Source organism: Thauera phenylacetica B4P (genome assembly GCF_000310225.1).
GTDB lineage: Bacteria > Pseudomonadota > Gammaproteobacteria > Burkholderiales > Rhodocyclaceae > Thauera > Thauera phenylacetica.
Window position 1 is genome coordinate 1 of the sequence record NZ_AMXF01000077.1, and the last position, 17387, is coordinate 17387.

The following is a 17387-nucleotide window of genomic DNA, read 5'->3' on the forward strand; positions in this document are numbered from 1 at the left end:
AGCCCTGCGTCCGCAGGCCCTCGGCGAGGCCCGCCACGCGCGGGTCGTCGGCGCGGAAGGCCGCCGCCGCGATGGCGTCGTCGCTCTCGTAAAGCGCCGCGGCCGCAAAGCCGAGGCGCTGCGCGAGCGCGCGGAAGACCGCGGTGTTGGAGCGCGCCTCGCCGAGCGGCGCGATCGCCGGCCGGTTGTCCACCACGTAGAAATGGCCGTAGGCCTTGTGCACGTCGCGGTGCTCGAGCTGGCTGGTGGCGGGCAGCAGGAGGTCGGCGTAGTCGGCGGTGTCGGTCTGGAACTGCTCGTGCACCACGCAGAAGAGGTCCTCGCGCGCGAAGCCGGCGCGCACCCGGTGGCTGTCGGGTGCGACCGCCACCGGGTTGGCGTTATAGACGTGGATCGCGCGCACCGGCGGGTCGCGGGTGTCGAGCAGCACGTCGCCGATGAAGGACATGTTGAGCGCGCGCGGCGGGAAGCGCTTCGCATCGGGATAGAGGTCGGGGCGGGCGAGCGCCTGCGCATCGACCGGAAAATTGCCCGAGGTCGACAGCAGCGCGCCGCAGCCGGGATGCCGCCAGGCGCCGGTGAGCGCGGGCAGGCAGGCGACGTTGCGCACCGCCATGCCGCCACCGGCGCAGCGGTTGAGGCCGTAGTTGAGCCGGATCAGGCTGCGCGCGCTGCGCCCGTATTCGATGGCGAGGCTGCGGATGGCCGCGGCGGCGAGGCCGGTGAGCGGCGCCGCCCACTCCGGCGTGCAGGTGCGCACGCGCGCTACGAGCTCGTCGAAGCCCAGCGTGTGGCGGGCGATGTACTCGCGGTCGAGCAGGCCCTCGGCGATCAGCACCTGCATCATCGCGAGCGCGAGCGCGCCGTCGGTGCCCGGCAGCGGGGCGAGGTGGAGGTCGCACTTCTTCGCGGTATCCGTGCGGCGCGGGTCGATGCAGACCAGGCGGGCGCCACGCCGCTTCGCCTCCTGCAGGTGGCGCCAGCCGTGCAGGTTGGAGACCACCGGGTTGGCGCCCCAGATGAGGATCAGGCTGGCCTCGGTGGCGGCCTCGGGGTCGGCACCGAGCATGGCGCCCACGGTGGACTTCCAGCCGTGCGCGCCGGCGGTGGCGCAGATCGTGCGTTCGAGCAGGGACGCGCCGAGGCGGTGGAAGAAGCGCCGGTCCAGGCTCTCGCCCTGCACCAGGCCCATGGTGCCGCAGTAGCTGTACGGCAGGATCGCGCGAGGGTCCTCGGCAGCGATCTCGCGGTATTTCGCCGCGATGGTATCGAGCGCCTCATCCCAGGAGATGCGCTCGAAGCGGCCCTCACCCTTGCGCCCCACCCGCTTCATCGGATGCAGCAGGCGGCGCCCGGAATACACGCGCTCGAGGTAGTGGGCGACCTTGGTGCACAGCGCGCCGTTGGTGAAGGGCATGTCGGCCGCGCCGCGGACCTTCACCGCGCGGCCGTCGGCGACCGTGACCTCCATTGCGCAGGTGTCGGGGCAGTCGTGCGGGCAGGCCGCACGCACGCGGACTTCGGTGGGGATCGACGGGGGCATCGCGGCCTCGTGTTGCGGCCGCCCGGCCCGGCCGGGCCGCACGGCGAAAGACTCAACGCCGCGGCATCGGCGGGATGCGCGCGGACTCGGGCGCCGAGGTGAGCTCGACGTAGCGGCGACGGTGCTCCTCGAAACGCTCGACCACCGCGCTGCGCTCGCGCAGCTTGGCCGCGACCACGGAGGACTGGACGGCGATCTCGCTGTCGAGCAGACGGATGTCGGCCTCCAGGCTGGCCGCGACGTCGCTCTTGTCGGTATGCGTGGCTTCGTCGATCATCGCGCGCTGGCGCTCGATCAGCTCGGACTCGCGCGCGCGCAGCTCGCGGATGCTGCGGTCGAGATCGCGCAGCTCGCGGTCGCGCCGGCTGTCGAGGTCCTGCACGCTGCGGTAGGTCTCGAGCAGGGCCTGGTCGAGGCGCAGCTGGCGCATGCGCTCGGCCTCCTCGGCGCGACGCTTGTGCTCGGCCGCCGCGCGCTGGGCGATCTCGTCGGCGGTGAGCGGCGCAGGCACGGTGCGGCGCACGATGCCCGAGGGGCTCATCTCGCGATAGGCGCGACCGTAGCAGGCGGCGGGCAGGATGTCGCCGCACACCGGCTGGCCGCCGACATCGCAGCAATAGATCGAGGCGGCACCCGCCGGCTGCGCCGCCAGCGTGCCGGAAGATACCGTCAGCGCGAGGGCGCAACTGAAGCCGGCGAGGACGCGTTCAGCGCGAGGAAATCCCATACTGTTCCCGATAGGCCTGGACGGCGCCGAGGTTGGCCGCAAGTTCGGGACTGTCCGCCAGGTAGGCGATGAGGTCTTCGAGCGTGGCCACCGCGACGACCGGAATGCCGAAATTCTCCTTGACCTCCTCGACCGCGGACAAGGCACTTTTACCGCGTTCCATGCGATCGAGCGCGATCACCACGCCGGCGGGCTCGGCGCCTGCAGCGCGGATCAGCTCGACGGATTCGCGCACCGAGGTGCCGGCCGAGATCACGTCGTCGAGGATCAGCACCTTGCCGCGCAGCGGCGCGCCGATCAGCGTGCCGCCCTCACCGTGGTCCTTGGCCTCCTTGCGGTTGAAGGCGAAGGGCAGGTCGACCCCCTCCTCTGCCAGCCGGATCGCGGTACCGGCGACGAGCGGGATGCCCTTGTAGGCCGGGCCGAACAGCATGTCGCAGGCGATGCCCGCGGCGCGGATGGTGCGCGCGTAGTAGCCGCACAACTCGCGGAACGAGGCGCCGTCGTCGAACAGGCCGGCGTTGAAGAAATACGGCGAGTTACGTCCCGCCTTGGTGACGAAGGCGCCGAAGCGCAGCACACCCTTGCGACACGCGAGGGCGATGAAATCCCGGCTAAAATCCACGGTTTTTTGGCTGCCTGGCAGCGAAACTGGAAACCGACGATGTTACGCATCATCACCCTGAACCTCAACGGGATCCGCTCGGCCTGCACCAAGGGCCTGCTCGACTGGCTGCCTGCGCAGCAGGCCGACTTCCTGTGCGTGCAGGAGCTCAAGGCGCAGGACGCCGACCTGCGCCCCGAGATGCGCGCGCCCGCGGGCATGCGGGGCTGGTTCCACGCGGCGGAGAAGAAGGGCTACAGCGGGGTGGGCATCTACAGCCGGCACACGCCGGACCGCGTCGTCGAAGGTCTAGGCATCCCCGCGATCGACGCCGAGGGCCGCTTCCTGCAGCTCGACTTCGGCAAGCTCTCGGTGGTGTCGCTCTACCTGCCCTCGGGCTCGAGCTCGGAGGAGCGCCAGCAGGTGAAGTTCGACTTCATGGACCGCTTCCTGCCGCACATGGACCAGCTCTTCCAGAGCGGGCAGGAGGTCGTGGTGTGCGGCGACTGGAACATCGCCCACCGCGAGGCGGACCTGAAGAACTGGAAGTCGAACCAGAAGAACTCCGGCTTCCTGCCCGAGGAGCGCGCGTGGCTGAGCCGCCTGTTCGACGAGCAGGGCTGGATCGACGTCTATCGTCGCCTGCACCCCGAGGCCACCGCGGACTGCTACACGTGGTGGTCGAACCGCGGCCAGGCGTGGGCGAAGAACGTGGGCTGGCGGCTGGACTACCAGGTCGCCACGCCGGGGCTGGCTGCGAGCGCGCAAGCGGCCGAGGTCTACAAGGCGCAGCGCTTCTCCGACCACGCGCCGCTGACGGTGGATTACGACTGGACTCTGTAGGGGCCGCGCCGCGGCGGCCGACCGCCCCTGACGCGCCGCCTCAGCGCTCCCAGCCGCAGCCCTCGAGCGCGCTCCCTGCGGCCGGCACCAGCGCCGCGCGCCAGCCGGTAAGCATCTTGCCGTCGCCCGTCCGGCACAGGCCGGGCGTGAAGCTCAGCGCCACGCCTTCGGCCTCGATCCGGCGCGCGCCCTGGTCGTCCTTCACCGCGTCGTAGGTCGTGCGCAGCTCGGGCGCGTCGGCGCGCTCGACCCGCAGCGCGCCCGCACCGGCCGCCGCCGCCCACTCGGCCTGCAGGCCGAGCGCGCGCCAGTCTTCCTCGTTCTCGGCTTCGCCGAGGCAGCGTGCGCCGGCATGGGCGAAATTGAGCCCCGACACGCGCAGCAGGCCGCCCTCCTGCACGCCCATCAGCTCGACGTAGAGGTTGTTTCCAGGCGCCAGGCCGAAGTCGCGCAGCGCGGCGAGCACCGTGCCTCCCTCGGAGACGTCTTCCACGTTGACATAGCTGCGATCCCGGCAGGGCGCCATGAACACCCGCCCCTCGTGCAGCAGCAACAGGCCGCGGGCGATCCTGGGCTGCGCGGGCGCGGCGGCGGCGGGAAGCTGCGCCATCGGCGTCGTCGGCACCACCGAGGTCGTCGGCACCATCGGCGCAATCGGCGCGAGCTCCGCGGCCAGCGCGGGCAGGGCGGCCATCGACAGGCCGGCAACGAGTGCGGAAAGCAGAATCTTCATCGGTTCCCCTGAAATCCTTGCGGAGCCGCCGGGCAAGCAGCCCGGCGACTTGAAAAAGCGGGAGTGTACTTAATGCGCGGGCCGTCCGTCCGCGCCCTCCTCCAGCACCAGCCGGAAGCTCACGAAGTCGAAGCGGGCGGTCGGCCGGCAGTGCATGTGGCGCTTGCTGCAGCGCGCGAAGCCCGCAGGATGCGTCCACGCGCCGCCGCGCAGCAGGCGCGCCGGGCCGCTGGCCTGGTAGTGCGGATTCTCGGCCTCGTGATGCAGGTAAGCGTCGGCCGCATAGACGTCCGACACCCACTCCCACAGGTTGCCGCTCATGTCGTGGATGCCGAGCGCGTTGGGCGCATAGCTCCCCACGGCCAGGCTGCCGTCGCCCTCGAGCTCGGCGCGTTCGGCAGTGTTCGCCCCCTCGGGTGCGGCCTCGCCGCCGAAGCGCTCCGCGCGCCCGGCGCCGCGGCAGGCGTACTCCCACTCGGCCTCGGTGGGGAGGCGGAACACCCGGCCGGGGTTCTTCTCGCCCAGCCGACGCACGAACTCGGCGATGTCGGCCTGGTTGACGCTGTCGACCGGATGCGCCGGCGAGGTGGCGAACACCGACAGGTTGTAGTCCATCAGCCGGGTCCATTGCTCCTGGGTGACCTCGTGGCGGCCAATCCAGTAAGGCGTCATGCATACCTTGTGCACCGGGCGCTCGTTGGTCTCGCCGTCGCCGAAGGTGTCGCCCATGTCGAAGCAGCCCCCCGGCACGCGGACGAACTCCATGCCGGTCGCCGGCTCCCGCCACACCGCCGCCTCCTCGGCGGCGGCGAGCGGCGCCGCAACCACGAGCGCGACGCAGAGCGCGGCGCGCAGGCGGGCGCAGGTCGATGAGAGAAATTCAGCCCTGTTTTTCTGGATTGAATCCGGTTTATTCAAAAGAGAATTTCCTTGCCTCATTTCCCGTCCATTCATTGAAATCTCCGAATACCCCGAGAACGCGGAGCGGGTTTTCAGGCGGCAGCGGGCTTCGTTCCGAGATGAATCGCGGCAATCCCGAAACTGAGGTTTTTCCAGCGTACCGCAGAAAAGCCGGCCGCCTCGATCATCGCCGCGAAGCGCTGCTGATCGGGGAAATTTCGGATCGATTCGATCAGGTATTGATACGCCGCCGGATTGGCGGCGACCCAGGCACCGAGGCGCGGGATCACGTGGAAGGAATAGGGATCGTAGAACACCCGGAGCCACTTCATCGGCCGCGAGAACTCCAGGCAGGCGAAGGTGCCGCCGGGCGCCAGCACGCGCGCGGCCTCGGCGAGCGCAGCGTCGAGCCGGGTGGTGTTGCGCAGGCCAAAGGAGACGGTCAGCGCCTGCACCGAGCCGTCGGCGAAGGGCAGGCGCTCGGCCTCGCCGGCGATCCAGCGCACCGCGGCCGCGTCGGCGCGCGTGCCGCCCTCGCGCATCATCGGGATCGACGGGTCGACCACGACCACCCGCCGGGCCGGCTTGCGCGCCAGGAGGGCTGCAACGTCGCCGGTTCCGCCGGCAAGATCGACGAACAGCCCCTGATCCGGCAGGCCGGCCACGAAGCGACGCTTCCACAGGCGGTGGATGCCGAAGCTCATCAGGTCGTTCATCAGGTCGTAGCGCGAGGCGATGTGGTTGAACACGTCGCGGATGCGCTGCCGGCGTTCGTCGGTCGAGACCGACTGGCGGCCGAAGGTGGTGTCGAGCGGCTTGTCGCCGTCGTGATGCGTGCTCATGGCGTTTCCGGGAGATCGGGGACCGCCCCCGCGCAGGGGTGTGGTCGCAATGCTAGGAGGATCGCTTTTAACTTGATCCAGATCAAATTCAATCAGCCGGCAATTCAACTGCTTGCCGGCAATGGGCAGGCAGTTTAGAGGCCACTACGCCATTTTTCCACAGCATCCTCGAGCGGGGCGTGCACTTGATCCATATCAAGCTTGCCTGTCGATAAGGAGTCGATAATTCGGGCACGCCAGCAACGGAGGTCGACGCTGCGGCAATGGGAAAAGTTTCACGCCCGTGATCCGCAGGAATATTCGGGCCGTGTTCGGTGAATGTGGCACGCAGCCCCTGGAGTCCGCACGCGTGCGGACACACGACCTCCAGGCCGTACGGGGGATGGCCGAGTTGGGCCGCAAGGGTGAAGGCAGTTCGAGACTGTTGTTTCTACGGGAGTTTCCAAAATGAAAAAATTCGCAGTAAAGACCACGGCCCTGCTCATCGCGGCGGGCCTCGGCGTGGGTGCGGCCGGCTCGGCGTTCGCCGCGGAGTCGCTGCAGGACGTCATGAAGCGCCGCAACCTCACCCAGCAGGACCTGCTGGCCGCGGCCAAGACCTACACCCCGACCGGCGGCCGCGACGAGTTCCTCGCCTTCGCCTCGGGCGGCCAGTCCGGCCAGATGATCGTCTACGGCGTCCCGTCGATGCGCATCCTGAAGTACATCGGCGTGTTCACGCCCGAACCCTGGCAGGGCTACGGCTTCGACGAGGAGTCGAAGAAGGTGCTCGCCGGCGGCAACATCGACGGCAAGTCGATCACCTGGGGCGACACCCACCACCCGGCGATCTCCGAGACCAACGGCGAGTACGACGGCCAGTTCCTGTTCATCAACGACAAGTCGAACCCGCGCCTGGCCGTGATCGACCTGCGCGACTTCGAGACCAAGCAGATCGTCGCCAACCCGATCATGAAGTCGGAGCACGGCGGCGCATTCGCGACCCCGAACACCGAGTACATCATCGAGGCCTCGCAGTACGCCTCGCCGCTCGAGAACCAGAAGTTCTATCCGCTCGAGCAGTTCAACGAGAAATACCGCGGCGCCGTCACCTACTGGAAGTTCGACCGCGAGCACGGCCAGCTGAAGGCCGACCAGTCCTTCTCGCTCGAGCTGCCGCCCTACTCGCAGGACCTCTCCGACGCCGGCAAGCTGGACTCCGACGGCTGGTCCTTCACCAACAGCTTCTGCACGGAACGCTACGTCGGCGGCATCGAGAAGGGTCGCCCTCCGTATGAGGCCGGTTGCTCCGCCAAGGACACCGACTACATGCACGTGGTCAACTGGAAGCGTGCCGCAGAGATCGCGAAGGACGACAAGAACGTCAAGATCATCAACAACCATCGCGTCATCCCGATGGAAGTGGCGATCCGCGAAGGCATCCTGTTCCTGATCCCCGAGCCCAAGAGCCCGCACGGCGTCGACGTGACCCCGAACGGCAAGTTCATCGTGGTGTCCGGCAAGCTCGACACCCACGTGTCCGTGTATTCCTTCGAGAAGATCATGGACGCGATCAAGAACAAGCGCTTCGAGTCCAAGGACCCGTACGGCATCCCCGTCATCGGCATGAAGGACGCGCTGCACACCCAGGTCCAGCTCGGCCTCGGCCCGCTGCACACCCAGTTCGACTCCAAGGAGTGCGTGGCCTACACCTCGCTGTACGTCGACTCGATGGTCGCGAAGTGGAACTTCTGCGAAGGCAAGCTGCTGGACAAGATCGCCATCCACTACAACATCGGCCACCTGATGACGATGGAAGGCGACACCACCAAGCCCAAGGGCAAGTACCTGGTGGCGCTCAACAAGCTGTCGATCGACCGCTTCAACCCGGTGGGCCCCCTGCACCCGCAGAACCACCAGCTGATCGACATCAGCAACGACAAGATGCAGCTGCTGTACGACATGCCGCTGCCGCTGGGCGAGCCGCACTACGTCGTCGGCATCCAGGCCGACAAGCTCAAGCCCGCGATCCGCTACAAGGTCGGCACCAACAGCCGTACCGACCAGCAGCACGAAGGCAAGGTGCGCGCGGGTGAGGAGAAGACCGTCCGCGAAGGCAACCAGGTCAAGGTGTATGGCACGCTGATCCGCTCGCACATCACCCCGGAGACCATCGAGGTCGAGCAGGGCGACGAGGTCACGATCTACCTGACCAACCTCGAGCGCGCGCAGGACGAGACCCACGGCTTCACCGTCTCGACCTACAACGTGCATGCGTCGGTCGAGCCCGGCAAGACCATCTCGGTCAAGTTCAAGGCCGACAAGGAAGGCGTGTATCCGTACTACTGCACCGAGTTCTGCTCGGCGCTGCACCTCGAGATGCAGGGTTACCTGCTCGTCAAGCCGAAGGGCTGGAAGGCCGAGGAAGGCGCGCAGCTCGCCGCCGCCAACTACACCGAAACCGACTACAAGAACACCTTGAAGAAGGTTGCGGACACCCAGGCGGTGCTCGATCAGGTCGTCGGCTACATCACCTCGGTGAACTACAAGGCCTATCCGGAAGTCGTCGCGCTGATGGAAGACGCCACCGACCAGCTCGGCAAGATGCCGGACGCCAAGGCCAAGCACGAGGCCGCCGCTGCCAAGCAGGACTGGGAGCAGGCGAACCTGTGGGCCGAGCAGGTGTGGCAGTACCAGGTCAAGGCAGCCGACATCGGTCTGCGTGCCAAGACCTTCCTTGAGCAGAAGGGCGCCAAGTAAGGCCGGCCCCCTCGGAGTTGAATCGATAATCCGGTAGTCCGCGTCGGGGAGCGAAGCCAGAGGCGAGCTCCCCGACACTTTAGAAGGAACAGGAATCCATGAAGCTGATCGTCTCCCTGCTGCTGGCGGCCACCGTGTCCGCTCCCGCGTTCGCCGCCCTCGACGGCGCCAAGCTCTACGCCGAGAAGACCTGCAACGCCTGTCACGGCGCCGACGCCAAGAAGGCGCTGCTGCCCACCTATCCCAAGCTCGCCGGCCAGAACGCGGCCTATGCCGAGCAGCAGATGAAGGACATCAAGAGCGGCGCGCGCAACAACGGCCAGACCGCCGCGATGAAGGGCGTCATGCACCTCGTCAACGACGAAGAGATCAAGGCGATCGCCGTCTGGCTCGAAAGCCTGAAGTAAGACTCCACGCGGCCGCGCGCCCCCTCGGTGCGCGGCCGCGCGAGCCCAGCGACGGACCGCCCCCCTCCGTCCCATCTCCCTAGAGGACCAAAATCATGAAGATCACCGTTCTGCTCGCCGCCCTCCTCTCCGCCAGCGTCGCCTTCGCTGGACCTCCCGCTCCGAAGAAGACCGGCATCGAGGGCGAAGGCTATGTCTGGAACGCCCAGGAAGGCGAAAAGATGGAGGCCCTTCACCTGAAGGGCGACGTCGTCAATGGCGAGGAAGCCTATGAGATCTGCGGCGCCTGTCACCTGCCCTCCGGTGCCGGCCGTCCCGATGGCACCTTCCCTCAGCTCGCCGGCCAGCACACCACCGTGCTGATCAAGCAGATGGCCGACATCCGCGCCGGCCTGCGCGACAACCCGACCATGTATCCGTTCGCCGTCACCCTGGTCGACCCGCAGGAGCTCGCCGACGTCTCCGCCTACATCGAGAGCCTGTGCATCCCCACCGAGCACGGCAAGTACGAGGGTGCCGACGTCGCGATGCAGGTCGCCAAGGGCAAGGACTTGTACGAGAAGCAGTGCAAGGAGTGCCACGGCGCCAACGGCGAGGGCGACAAGGCCAAGTTCTACCCGGTCATCGCCGGCCAGCACTACAAGTATCTGCTGCGCCAGATGACCGAGATCCGTGACGGGCACCGCCGCAACGCCAACCCCGACATGGTCAAGGTCATCAAGCCCTACACCGATGACCAGCTGGTGGCGATCTCCGCCTACCAGGCGAGCCTGAAGATGCCGGGCTCGATGTGCGGCGACAAGAAGTAAGCCGCTGAGGCCGCTGCCGTACCGCCCGTCTCGCACCGGGGTGCGCGTGCACTCGCGCGCGCCCCCGGGGCTTCCAACCCCTCCCCTTGCGACCGGAGCTTGAAATGTCCGCAACCCAAAACAAGAACGGCCTGATCGCCGGCCTCACGTTCGTGGCGCTGGTGGCGATGGTCGCCGCCTACTTCGCCCCCCTGTGGTGGGTGTCGCTGACCGCCCCGAACTACCCCGAGGACGCCTTCCCCGACGGCATCCGCATCCACTTCCACTTCGACGGCGTCAAGAACGGCTGCTCGACGCCGCCCAAGACCTCCCGTCTCGCCGAAGAGACCATGGCCGAGGACATGGGTGAGGGCACCGGCCGCTTCAACCCGATTCTCGCCGAGCAGACCACGCTGACCGGCAAGGCCACCGCGCTCGATTGCGTTCACGAGATGAACACGATCAACCACTACGTCGGCATGTACCCGATCGCCACCGGCGGTCCGGTCGAGACCAAGCTCTCCAAGTTCTTCGTCACCTTCTTCGCGGTCATGCTGCTCACCTTCGCGGTGCGCGACCGCAAGCTGCGCCTGGGCATCATGGGCGTCGGCTTCGGCGGCCTGGCCGCATGGATGATCGTGGACCAGTTCGTCATGGGCAACCTCGCCGCCCACGTCAAGCACTACATGGACGAGTCCGCGACCTTCTTCAACGACCCCGAACGCATCGCCGCCTGGGGCAAGAACGTCGAGGTGATCTCCAAGGTCGCCATCTTTGGCATGATCGCTGCCATGGGCGTGGTGATCTTCGGTGTGCTCAAGCTGCGCAACTTCGAGCTGCTGCTCGCGCTGATCCCCGGACTGCTGCCGCTGTTCTACCTGATCGAATATTCGGGCTGGCTGTGGTTCTTCGGCCACAACCTGCACCCCTGGGGCGCCTTCACGGTCAAGCCCTTCATGCCCACCGTGTTCGGCGAGGGCAAGGTGGCGCAGTTCTCCACCTACTCCTATCCGCATTGGGGCTACGGCCTGCTGATGGTGGTCTTCTTCTGCCTGATGCTCGCCCTGCTGCTGCGCCGCAAGCAGCTGCGCGAGGAGCAGGCCCAGGGCAGCGCCCGGTAAGGATGACCCCTCGTGAGCCTCCTTCACCGCCTGACATTGCTCGCCGCGGCAGTGGCCTTGGCCCTGCCCGCGGCCCAGGCCCGGGACACCGACGATGAAGACCGGGCCCGCGGGCCCGGTTCCGGCGCCGACTTCTCCACCGCGCCCCGGGTCGACGTCCATAAGCCGGTCCAGCTGATCCCGCTCTACCTGCGCGACAAGCGCATCCACGGCCTGCAGCCCTTCCAGGAACTGGTCGACAAGGCAGCCGAAGGCAGCGTGCTCCAGGTCCCCGCCGGCAGGTACTCCGGCCCGGTGCACCTGAAGAAGCGGCTGACGGTCGAGGGGCAGGGCGAGGTCGTCATCGATGGTGGCGACAAGGGCACGGTGTTCGTCCTCGAGACCAACGAGGCGACCCTGCGCAACCTGACCATCACCGGCTCGGGCGAGTCGCACGACGCCGACGACACCTGCCTGAACATCCGCGGCCACGGCAACCTGGTCGAGAACGTGAACATCGCCGACTGCCTGTTCGGCATCGACCTCAAGCAGTCCGACCACAACATCGTGCGCAACAACAAGGTGCGCTCGAAGGACTTCGAGCTCGGCGTGCGCGGCGACGGCATCCGCCTGTGGTACAGCCACGACAACCTGATCGAAAACAACCTCGTCACCGACACGCGCGACATGGTGGCCTGGTACTCGCACCGCAACATCTACCGCGGCAACGAGGGCCGGCGCAGCCGCTACTCGATCCACTTCATGTTCGCCAACGACAACATCGTCGAGAACAACCGCTTCTACGACAACGCCGTCGGCATCTATTTCATGTACATGGAGGGCGGCGCAGCGCGCAACAACATCATCTCGCACGCCACCGGCGCCACCGGCATGGGCCTCGGCTTCAAGGAGTCCTCGGACATCCTGCTCGAGAACAACGAGATCATCTACTGCGCCGTCGGCGTGGGCTCCGACCTCTCGCCCTTCCAGCCCGACACCACGATCCGCTTCGTCAACAACCGCTTCGCGTTCAACGGCATCGCCATCCAGCTGACCAGCGAACTCGGCGGCAACGAGATGCACGGCAACACCTTCGAGGGCAACCTCACCGACGTCTTCCAGGCCGGCCGCGGCCGCGCGGAAGGCGTCAAGAACAAGTGGGAAGGGAACTACTTCGACACCTACCAGGGGTTCGACCGCGACGAGGACGGCGTCGGCGACACCCCGCACGAAGAATATGCCTACGCGGACCGGATCTGGATGGAGATCCCCAACGCGCGCTTCTTCAAGACCTCGCCCGTCCTCGAAATGCTCGATTTCCTCGAGCGCCTCGCGCCGTTCTCGACCCCCGACCTGCAGGCGAGGGACCCCAAGCCCCTCTACATCAAGCCTGAGCGGCGCATCGAAGGGAGTGCATCATGAGCGAGAAGGAAAACGCCCCCGCAGCCGCGCCCGCCAAGGGCGAGGTGCCGGTCTCGCGCGAACGCGCGCGCCAGGGCCGGCGCAAGGTCCTGCGCACCATCCTGCTGACCGGCGGCGTGCTCGGCGCCGGCCTGTCGGGTTACCTGCCGCTGGTCTATGCGCGAACCAGCCGCCTGCGCCCGCCCGGCGCGCTCGACGAGAAGGACTTCCTCTCGTCCTGCATCAAGTGCGGCCAGTGCGTGCAGGTGTGCCCGGTCAACGCGATCAAGCTCGCCGACCTGATCGACGGCTTCGGCGTCGGCGTGCCCTACATCGACGCGCGCGCGCAGGCCTGCGACTTCTCCTGCGACGCGGTGCAGTGCATCCTCGCCTGCCCCACCGGTTCGCTGACCTATCACAAGCCGGACTTCCTGCCGGTGCGCGAGGGCGCGGAGCTGTCGCAGAAGCCCACGCTGATCGCCAAGATGAACGACCCCGAGCCCACGCTCAACATGACCGAGCGCATGGGCGTGGCGCGCCTCACCCGGCCCGAGTCCTGCCTCGCGATGAAGGGCGAGGGCTTTAAGGGCCAGGCCCGCGGCCCCGACTTCAAGGGCACGATGCGCTACATCAAGGTGGATCGCTGGAAGCCCATCCCGGTGGCCGATCACCCCTACGACCTGCCGCTGTGCGACCTGTGCATGCGTGAATGCCCGATCGCCGGCGCCATCTCGCTGGAGAAATTCACCGGCCCCGACGGCCAGACGCGCGCGCGCCCGATCGTGCATGAGAACTGCGTCGGCTGTGGCGTGTGCGAGATGATCTGCCCGACCGAACCCGCCTCGATCACCATCATCCCGCGTGAGGTGTGGAAATCATGAGCAAGCTGCTGACCCGCCGCTACATCGACCAGATCAAGGCGATGTTCGGCAAGGAACCCGCGAAGCCGACCGAGATTTCCCCGGCCGCGCAGAAGATCCACTTCTACAAGAAGAACAACCGCGACGAGATCGGCGAACTCAAGCACCGGCGCGCGCACGAGAAGCCGAGCCACAAGTGGCGCAACCGCCGCTGGGCGACGCTGATCTTCGCCAACCTGCTGTTCGTGTTCTCCTACTGGCTCGACATCCAGGTGCTCGAGGGCGCGCTCACCGCGTCGCGCTTCGTCGGCTTCCACATGGCCGACCTCAACTCGGCCCTGCAGGTGATGCTCGCGCACAAGCACATCATCACCAACCTGCTGATCGGCACCGCCACCGTGCTGCTGCTGTGGGCCCTGCTCGGCGGACGAACCTTCTGCTCCTGGGTGTGTCCGTATCACCTGGTTGCCGAATGGGCGGAGAAGATCCACCTGTACCTGGCCAAGAAGAAGCTGGTCACCGACCAGCCGATCGACCGCCGCCTGCGTACCGTGTTCTGGATCGTGTTCGCGGTGCTCGCCGTGGTGACCGGCTACACGGTGTTCGAGGCCATCTCGCCGACGGGTATCCTGTCGCGCGCGCTGATCTACGGCGCCGGCCTGTCGCTGCTGTGGGTGGTGGCCCTGCTCGTGTTCGAGATCTTCTTCTCGCGCCGCGCGTGGTGCCGCTACGCCTGCCCGATCGGGCTGACCTACGGTGTTGTCGGCATCCTGTCGCCGGTGCGCATCAAGTACAAGCTGGAGGGCTGCTTCCACGAGGGCGACTGCCGCAAGGTCTGCCTGGTGCCGCACGTGCTCGAAACGGTCATCAAGGGCCGTGCGGTCGAGCCCGAGGTGGCGCTCGGCCCGGACTGCACGCGCTGCGGCCTGTGCGTGGACACCTGCCCGACCGGTTCGCTGAGCTTCGAAGTCAAGGGGCTGTCCAAGCTGCTGTGAGGCAGCCCGGGCCCCCGACCCCGGTGATTCCGCAACACATAACAAGAGTCGATAGATGATCCGACTACAGAACGTCCGCAAGACCTTCCGCAGCGCGCGGGTGCTGGACGGCATTTCCCTCGAGGTGGGCCTCGGCGAGCGCATCGCGCTGATCGGCTCGAACGGCGCCGGCAAGACCACGCTGATCCGCTGCCTGCTGGGTGAATACGTCCACGACGGCGAGATCAGCGTAGACGGCGTGAATCCGCGCCGCGAGCGCGCCACCGTGCTGGCCAACGTGGGCTTCGTGCCGCAGCTGCCGCCGCCGCTGAAGATGCCGGTCGGCCAGCTCATCGACTTCGCCGCCGGCCTGTGCGGCACCGAGCCGGCGCGCATCGACGACATCGCGCGCCGGCTCGGCCTCGAGATCGACGCCATCCGCTCGCGCCAGTTCGTCCGCCTGTCGGGCGGCATGAAGCAGAAGCTGCTGATCGCGATCGCCCTCGGCCGCGACGCCAGGCTGCTGATCATGGACGAGCCCGCCGCCAACCTCGACCCCGAGGCGCGCAAGATCTTCTTCGACCTGCTCGCCGAGCGTGTGCAGAACGCCACCATGCTGATCTCCAGCCACCGCCTCGACGAGGTCTCGGCGCTGGTCAACCGCGTGATCGAGATGGACACCGGCCGCATCGTGCTCGACGACAAGGTCGCCGACATGGGCACGCTGCACAGCCGGCTCGACTGCCGCATCGTGCTCAAGCAGCCCGACCCCGCGATCGCCAAGGCCCTGCAGGGCTGGAAGTTCGCCTTCGACGCCGAGGACACCACCTGGACCGGGGAGATCGCCGGCGCCGACCGCCTGCGCTTCCTCGGCGTGGTCTCCCGCTACACCGGCCTGGTCACCAAGCTGGACATGACCGAAAGGCCCCACTGACCATGTGCAACCAGCATCGACGCCAGTTCCTCGGGCGCCTGGCGACGCGGGGGCTATTGCTCACGCCGCTCGCCGCCGCGCTGTCCGGTTGCACCGACGACAAGTGGCCCGAGGGCATGAAATCCATCATCTGGGACCGCGACACCTGCGTGCGCTGCAACATGGCGATCTCCGACCGCCGCTTCGCCGCCGAGCTGCGCGGCGGTCCCAAGGACACCGTGTTCAAGTTCGACGACCCGGGCTGCCTGGTGTTCTGGCTGGAGGAAAAGCGCGAGCGTTTCCCGTGGATGGACGACGCCTCGACCCGGCTGTGGGTCGCGGACTACAACAGCAAGAGCCGCGACGAGATGGTCTGGCATGACCCGCGCCAGGTGCGTTACGTCACGCGCACCTCGCCGATGGGCTACAACTACGCCGCCGCCAGCGAGGCAGGCACGGACAGCCTCAGTTACGACGAAATGCGGCAGCAGACGCTGGCGAAGGGAAAATAAGGCAAATGAAACAGTTCTGGCTCACCGCACGTCTGGACATCGTCGAGTCGCTCCGCGCCCGCTGGTTCCAGGTCTACACCCTGGTGTTCGGCGGCATCGTCGCCCTGCTCTTCCTGTTCGGCCTCACCGAGTCGCGCGTGCTCGGCTTCATCGGCCTGTCGCGCCTACTGGTCACCTACATCCAGCTCACCATGGCCATCCTGCCGATCTTCGTGCTCATCACCACGGTACGCTCGGTGGCGGGCGACCGCGAGGCCGGCGTGTTCGAATACCTGCTGTCGCTGCCGGTCTCGCTGTGGGCCTGGTTCTGGGGCAAGTTCGTCGGCCGCTACCTCGTCATCTTCATGCCGGTATTCGCCGCCATGGCGCTGGCCGTCGCCTGGGCGACCGTGCAGGGCATCGAGGTGCCGTGGGAGATGTTCGCCTACTACACCGCGCTGATCGCGGCGATGGCGATGTGCTTCCTCGGCTTCGGCATGCTGATCTCGTCGATCGCGCGCAGCACCGACGTCGCCCAGGGCGCGGCCTTCCTGGTGTGGCTGATCTTCCTGCTCTTCCTCGACCTGATCCTGCTCGGCGTGATGATCCAGGAGCGTGTCTCCCCCGAGATCGCCGTCACGATCGCGCTCGCCAACCCGCTGCAGGTCTTCCGCACCGCCGCGCTGTCGATGTTCGACCCGCAGCTGATCGTGCTCGGCCCCTCGGCCTACGTGATCCTCGACCTCTTCGGCGTCGCCGGCTACAAGGTGTTCGCGGTCGCCTACCCCGCCGCGCTCGGCGTGGTGAGCGCGACGCTCGGCTTCCTCGTCTTCCGCCGCGGCGACCTGCCCTGATCGACGGCCTGCGCGCATGAGCGTCGACAAGTCCCTCCCCGAGCCTGTCCGCGACCCGTTCCCGAACGCGTTCGCGCGCTACCTCGCGGCGACGCGGCCGGCCTTCCTGACGGTGACCTTCGCCGGCTCGCTGATCGGCCTGGGCACCGCCTTCGCGGATGGGGTCGCGATCGACTGGGCGCGCGCGCTGGTCACGATCCTGTTCGCGCTCGTCGCCCACGCGGGCGCGAACGTGGTCAACGACTACTTCGACGCCCTCAACGGCACCGACGCGCTCAACACCGAGCTGCTGCATCCCTACACCGGCGGCAGCCGCTTCATCCAGAACGGCTACCTGAGCCTGGCCGAGATGCGCCGCTTCGGCTACCTGCTGCTCGCCGCGGTGATCCCGGGCGGGCTATGGCTCACCCTCGGCTCCGGCCCCGGCCTGCTCGCGATCGGGCTGGCCGGCCTGCTGGTGGCCTGGGCCTACTCGGCCCCGCCCTTCAAGCTGATGTCGCGCGGCATGGGCGAGCTCGCGATCACCGCGGGCTGGCTGCTGGTGGTGCTGGGCACCGACTACGTGCAGCGCGGCGAGCTCGCCGCCCTGCCGCTGGTCGCCGGGCTGCCCTTCGCGCTGCTGGTGGCGGCGATCCTGTACATCAACCAGTTCCCCGACCGGCGTGCGG

At 67.4% G+C, this 17387-nt stretch carries 18 protein-coding genes; 12 read left to right on the plus strand and 6 right to left on the minus strand.

The genetic code is table 11. The annotated features are described in order from the left end of the window. The 3 genes from C667_RS11490 to pyrE form a co-directional block, all read right to left on the minus strand. Nucleotides 1-1543, minus strand: a 1543-nt coding sequence (locus C667_RS11490) for a molybdopterin-dependent oxidoreductase (RefSeq protein WP_157302289.1), incomplete at its 3' end; no start/stop codon positions are given. A gap of 52 nt (nt 1544-1595) precedes the next feature. Further along, nucleotides 1596-2270: a hypothetical protein gene (locus C667_RS11495; RefSeq protein ID WP_004363640.1), complete on the minus strand. Its 675-nt coding sequence runs from the start codon at nt 2268-2270 to the stop codon at nt 1596-1598. Continuing rightward, nucleotides 2251-2895 carry an orotate phosphoribosyltransferase gene (gene pyrE / locus C667_RS11500; RefSeq protein WP_004363642.1) on the minus strand — a complete coding sequence of 215 codons (645 nt, stop codon included), beginning with the start codon at nt 2893-2895 and terminating at the stop codon, nt 2251-2253. The genes C667_RS11495 and pyrE overlap by 20 nt, the downstream gene beginning before the upstream one ends. 39 nt (nt 2896-2934) lie before the next feature. On the opposite strand from pyrE, the gene C667_RS11505 reads away from it, so the two are divergent. After that, nucleotides 2935-3717 (plus strand): exodeoxyribonuclease III, encoded by a 783-nt coding sequence (locus C667_RS11505; protein WP_004363644.1) that lies wholly within the window; start codon nt 2935-2937, stop codon nt 3715-3717. Nucleotides 3718-3757: 40 nt separating this feature from the next. Here the strand turns inward: C667_RS11505 and C667_RS11510 are convergent, their stop codons facing one another. The 3 genes from C667_RS11510 to C667_RS11520 all read right to left on the minus strand — a co-directional run bounded on the left by C667_RS11510 (nt 3758) and on the right by C667_RS11520 (nt 6192). After that, a complete protein-coding gene (locus C667_RS11510) occupies nt 3758-4450 on the minus strand; it encodes a hypothetical protein (RefSeq protein WP_004363649.1) in 693 nt (230 codons plus the stop codon). Nucleotides 4451-4519: 69 nt separating this feature from the next. Next, nucleotides 4520-5368, minus strand: a complete 849-nt coding sequence (locus C667_RS11515) for a formylglycine-generating enzyme family protein (protein WP_004363654.1) — start codon at nt 5366-5368, stop codon at nt 4520-4522. Between the two features lie 74 nt (nt 5369-5442). Then, nucleotides 5443-6192, minus strand: coding sequence for a class I SAM-dependent methyltransferase (locus tag C667_RS11520; RefSeq protein ID WP_004363656.1), 750 nt, complete (start codon nt 6190-6192; stop codon nt 5443-5445). Between the two features lie 447 nt (nt 6193-6639). Between C667_RS11520 and nosZ the strand changes: the two genes are divergently transcribed. The 11 genes from nosZ to C667_RS11575 form a co-directional block, all read left to right on the plus strand. Beyond that, nucleotides 6640-8931: a Sec-dependent nitrous-oxide reductase gene (gene nosZ, locus C667_RS11525; RefSeq protein WP_004363660.1), complete on the plus strand. Its 2292-nt coding sequence runs from the start codon at nt 6640-6642 to the stop codon at nt 8929-8931. A 98-nt stretch (nt 8932-9029) separates the two neighbouring features. Beyond that, a complete protein-coding gene (locus C667_RS11530) occupies nt 9030-9338 on the plus strand; it encodes a c-type cytochrome (protein ID WP_004363664.1) in 309 nt (102 codons plus the stop codon). Between the two features lie 95 nt (nt 9339-9433). Continuing rightward, nucleotides 9434-10147, plus strand: a complete 714-nt coding sequence (locus C667_RS11535; protein ID WP_004363668.1) for a c-type cytochrome — start codon at nt 9434-9436, stop codon at nt 10145-10147. 104 nt (nt 10148-10251) lie between these two features. Further along, a complete protein-coding gene (locus tag C667_RS11540) occupies nt 10252-11247 on the plus strand; it encodes a hypothetical protein (protein ID WP_004363671.1) in 996 nt (331 codons plus the stop codon). A 12-nt stretch (nt 11248-11259) separates the two neighbouring features. Beyond that, nucleotides 11260-12648, plus strand: a complete 1389-nt coding sequence (gene nosD, locus C667_RS11545) for a nitrous oxide reductase family maturation protein NosD (protein ID WP_004363674.1) — start codon at nt 11260-11262, stop codon at nt 12646-12648. Then, nucleotides 12645-13508 carry a 4Fe-4S dicluster domain-containing protein gene (locus tag C667_RS11550; protein ID WP_004363676.1) on the plus strand — a complete coding sequence of 288 codons (864 nt, stop codon included), beginning with the start codon at nt 12645-12647 and terminating at the stop codon, nt 13506-13508. The genes nosD and C667_RS11550 overlap by 4 nt, the downstream gene beginning before the upstream one ends. Next, nucleotides 13505-14482: a NapH/MauN family ferredoxin-type protein gene (locus tag C667_RS11555; protein WP_004363678.1), complete on the plus strand. Its 978-nt coding sequence runs from the start codon at nt 13505-13507 to the stop codon at nt 14480-14482. The genes C667_RS11550 and C667_RS11555 overlap by 4 nt, the downstream gene beginning before the upstream one ends. A gap of 55 nt (nt 14483-14537) precedes the next feature. Then, nucleotides 14538-15395, plus strand: coding sequence for an ABC transporter ATP-binding protein (locus C667_RS11560; RefSeq protein ID WP_004363680.1), 858 nt, complete (start codon nt 14538-14540; stop codon nt 15393-15395). A gap of 2 nt (nt 15396-15397) precedes the next feature. After that, entirely contained in the window at nt 15398-15886 is a 489-nt protein-coding gene (locus C667_RS11565; protein ID WP_039921353.1) for a hypothetical protein, read from the plus strand. A gap of 5 nt (nt 15887-15891) precedes the next feature. Next, a complete protein-coding gene (locus C667_RS11570; protein WP_004363686.1) occupies nt 15892-16719 on the plus strand; it encodes an ABC transporter permease in 828 nt (275 codons plus the stop codon). 16 nt (nt 16720-16735) lie between these two features. Continuing rightward, nucleotides 16736-17387 (plus strand): prenyltransferase (locus C667_RS11575; RefSeq protein WP_004363689.1); only part of this gene is annotated, 652 nt, incomplete at its 3' end.

What these genes read in the sequence shown, in the direction of transcription:
- C667_RS11495 (WP_004363640.1), bottom strand. Translation starts at nt 2,270, where the DNA reads ATGGGATTTCCTCGCGCTGAACGCGTCCTCGCCGGCTTCAGTTGCGCC.
- C667_RS11505 (WP_004363644.1), top strand. Translation starts at nt 2,935, where the DNA reads ATGTTACGCATCATCACCCTGAACCTCAACGGGATCCGCTCGGCCTGC.
- C667_RS11510 (WP_004363649.1), bottom strand. Translation starts at nt 4,450, where the DNA reads ATGAAGATTCTGCTTTCCGCACTCGTTGCCGGCCTGTCGATGGCCGCC.
- C667_RS11520 (WP_004363656.1), bottom strand. Translation starts at nt 6,192, where the DNA reads ATGAGCACGCATCACGACGGCGACAAGCCGCTCGACACCACCTTCGGC.
- nosZ (WP_004363660.1), top strand. Translation starts at nt 6,640, where the DNA reads ATGAAAAAATTCGCAGTAAAGACCACGGCCCTGCTCATCGCGGCGGGC.
- C667_RS11530 (WP_004363664.1), top strand. Translation starts at nt 9,030, where the DNA reads ATGAAGCTGATCGTCTCCCTGCTGCTGGCGGCCACCGTGTCCGCTCCC.
- C667_RS11535 (WP_004363668.1), top strand. Translation starts at nt 9,434, where the DNA reads ATGAAGATCACCGTTCTGCTCGCCGCCCTCCTCTCCGCCAGCGTCGCC.
- C667_RS11540 (WP_004363671.1), top strand. Translation starts at nt 10,252, where the DNA reads ATGTCCGCAACCCAAAACAAGAACGGCCTGATCGCCGGCCTCACGTTC.
- C667_RS11550 (WP_004363676.1), top strand. Translation starts at nt 12,645, where the DNA reads ATGAGCGAGAAGGAAAACGCCCCCGCAGCCGCGCCCGCCAAGGGCGAG.
- C667_RS11555 (WP_004363678.1), top strand. Translation starts at nt 13,505, where the DNA reads ATGAGCAAGCTGCTGACCCGCCGCTACATCGACCAGATCAAGGCGATG.
- C667_RS11560 (WP_004363680.1), top strand. Translation starts at nt 14,538, where the DNA reads ATGATCCGACTACAGAACGTCCGCAAGACCTTCCGCAGCGCGCGGGTG.
- C667_RS11565 (WP_039921353.1), top strand. Translation starts at nt 15,398, where the DNA reads ATGTGCAACCAGCATCGACGCCAGTTCCTCGGGCGCCTGGCGACGCGG.
- C667_RS11570 (WP_004363686.1), top strand. Translation starts at nt 15,892, where the DNA reads ATGAAACAGTTCTGGCTCACCGCACGTCTGGACATCGTCGAGTCGCTC.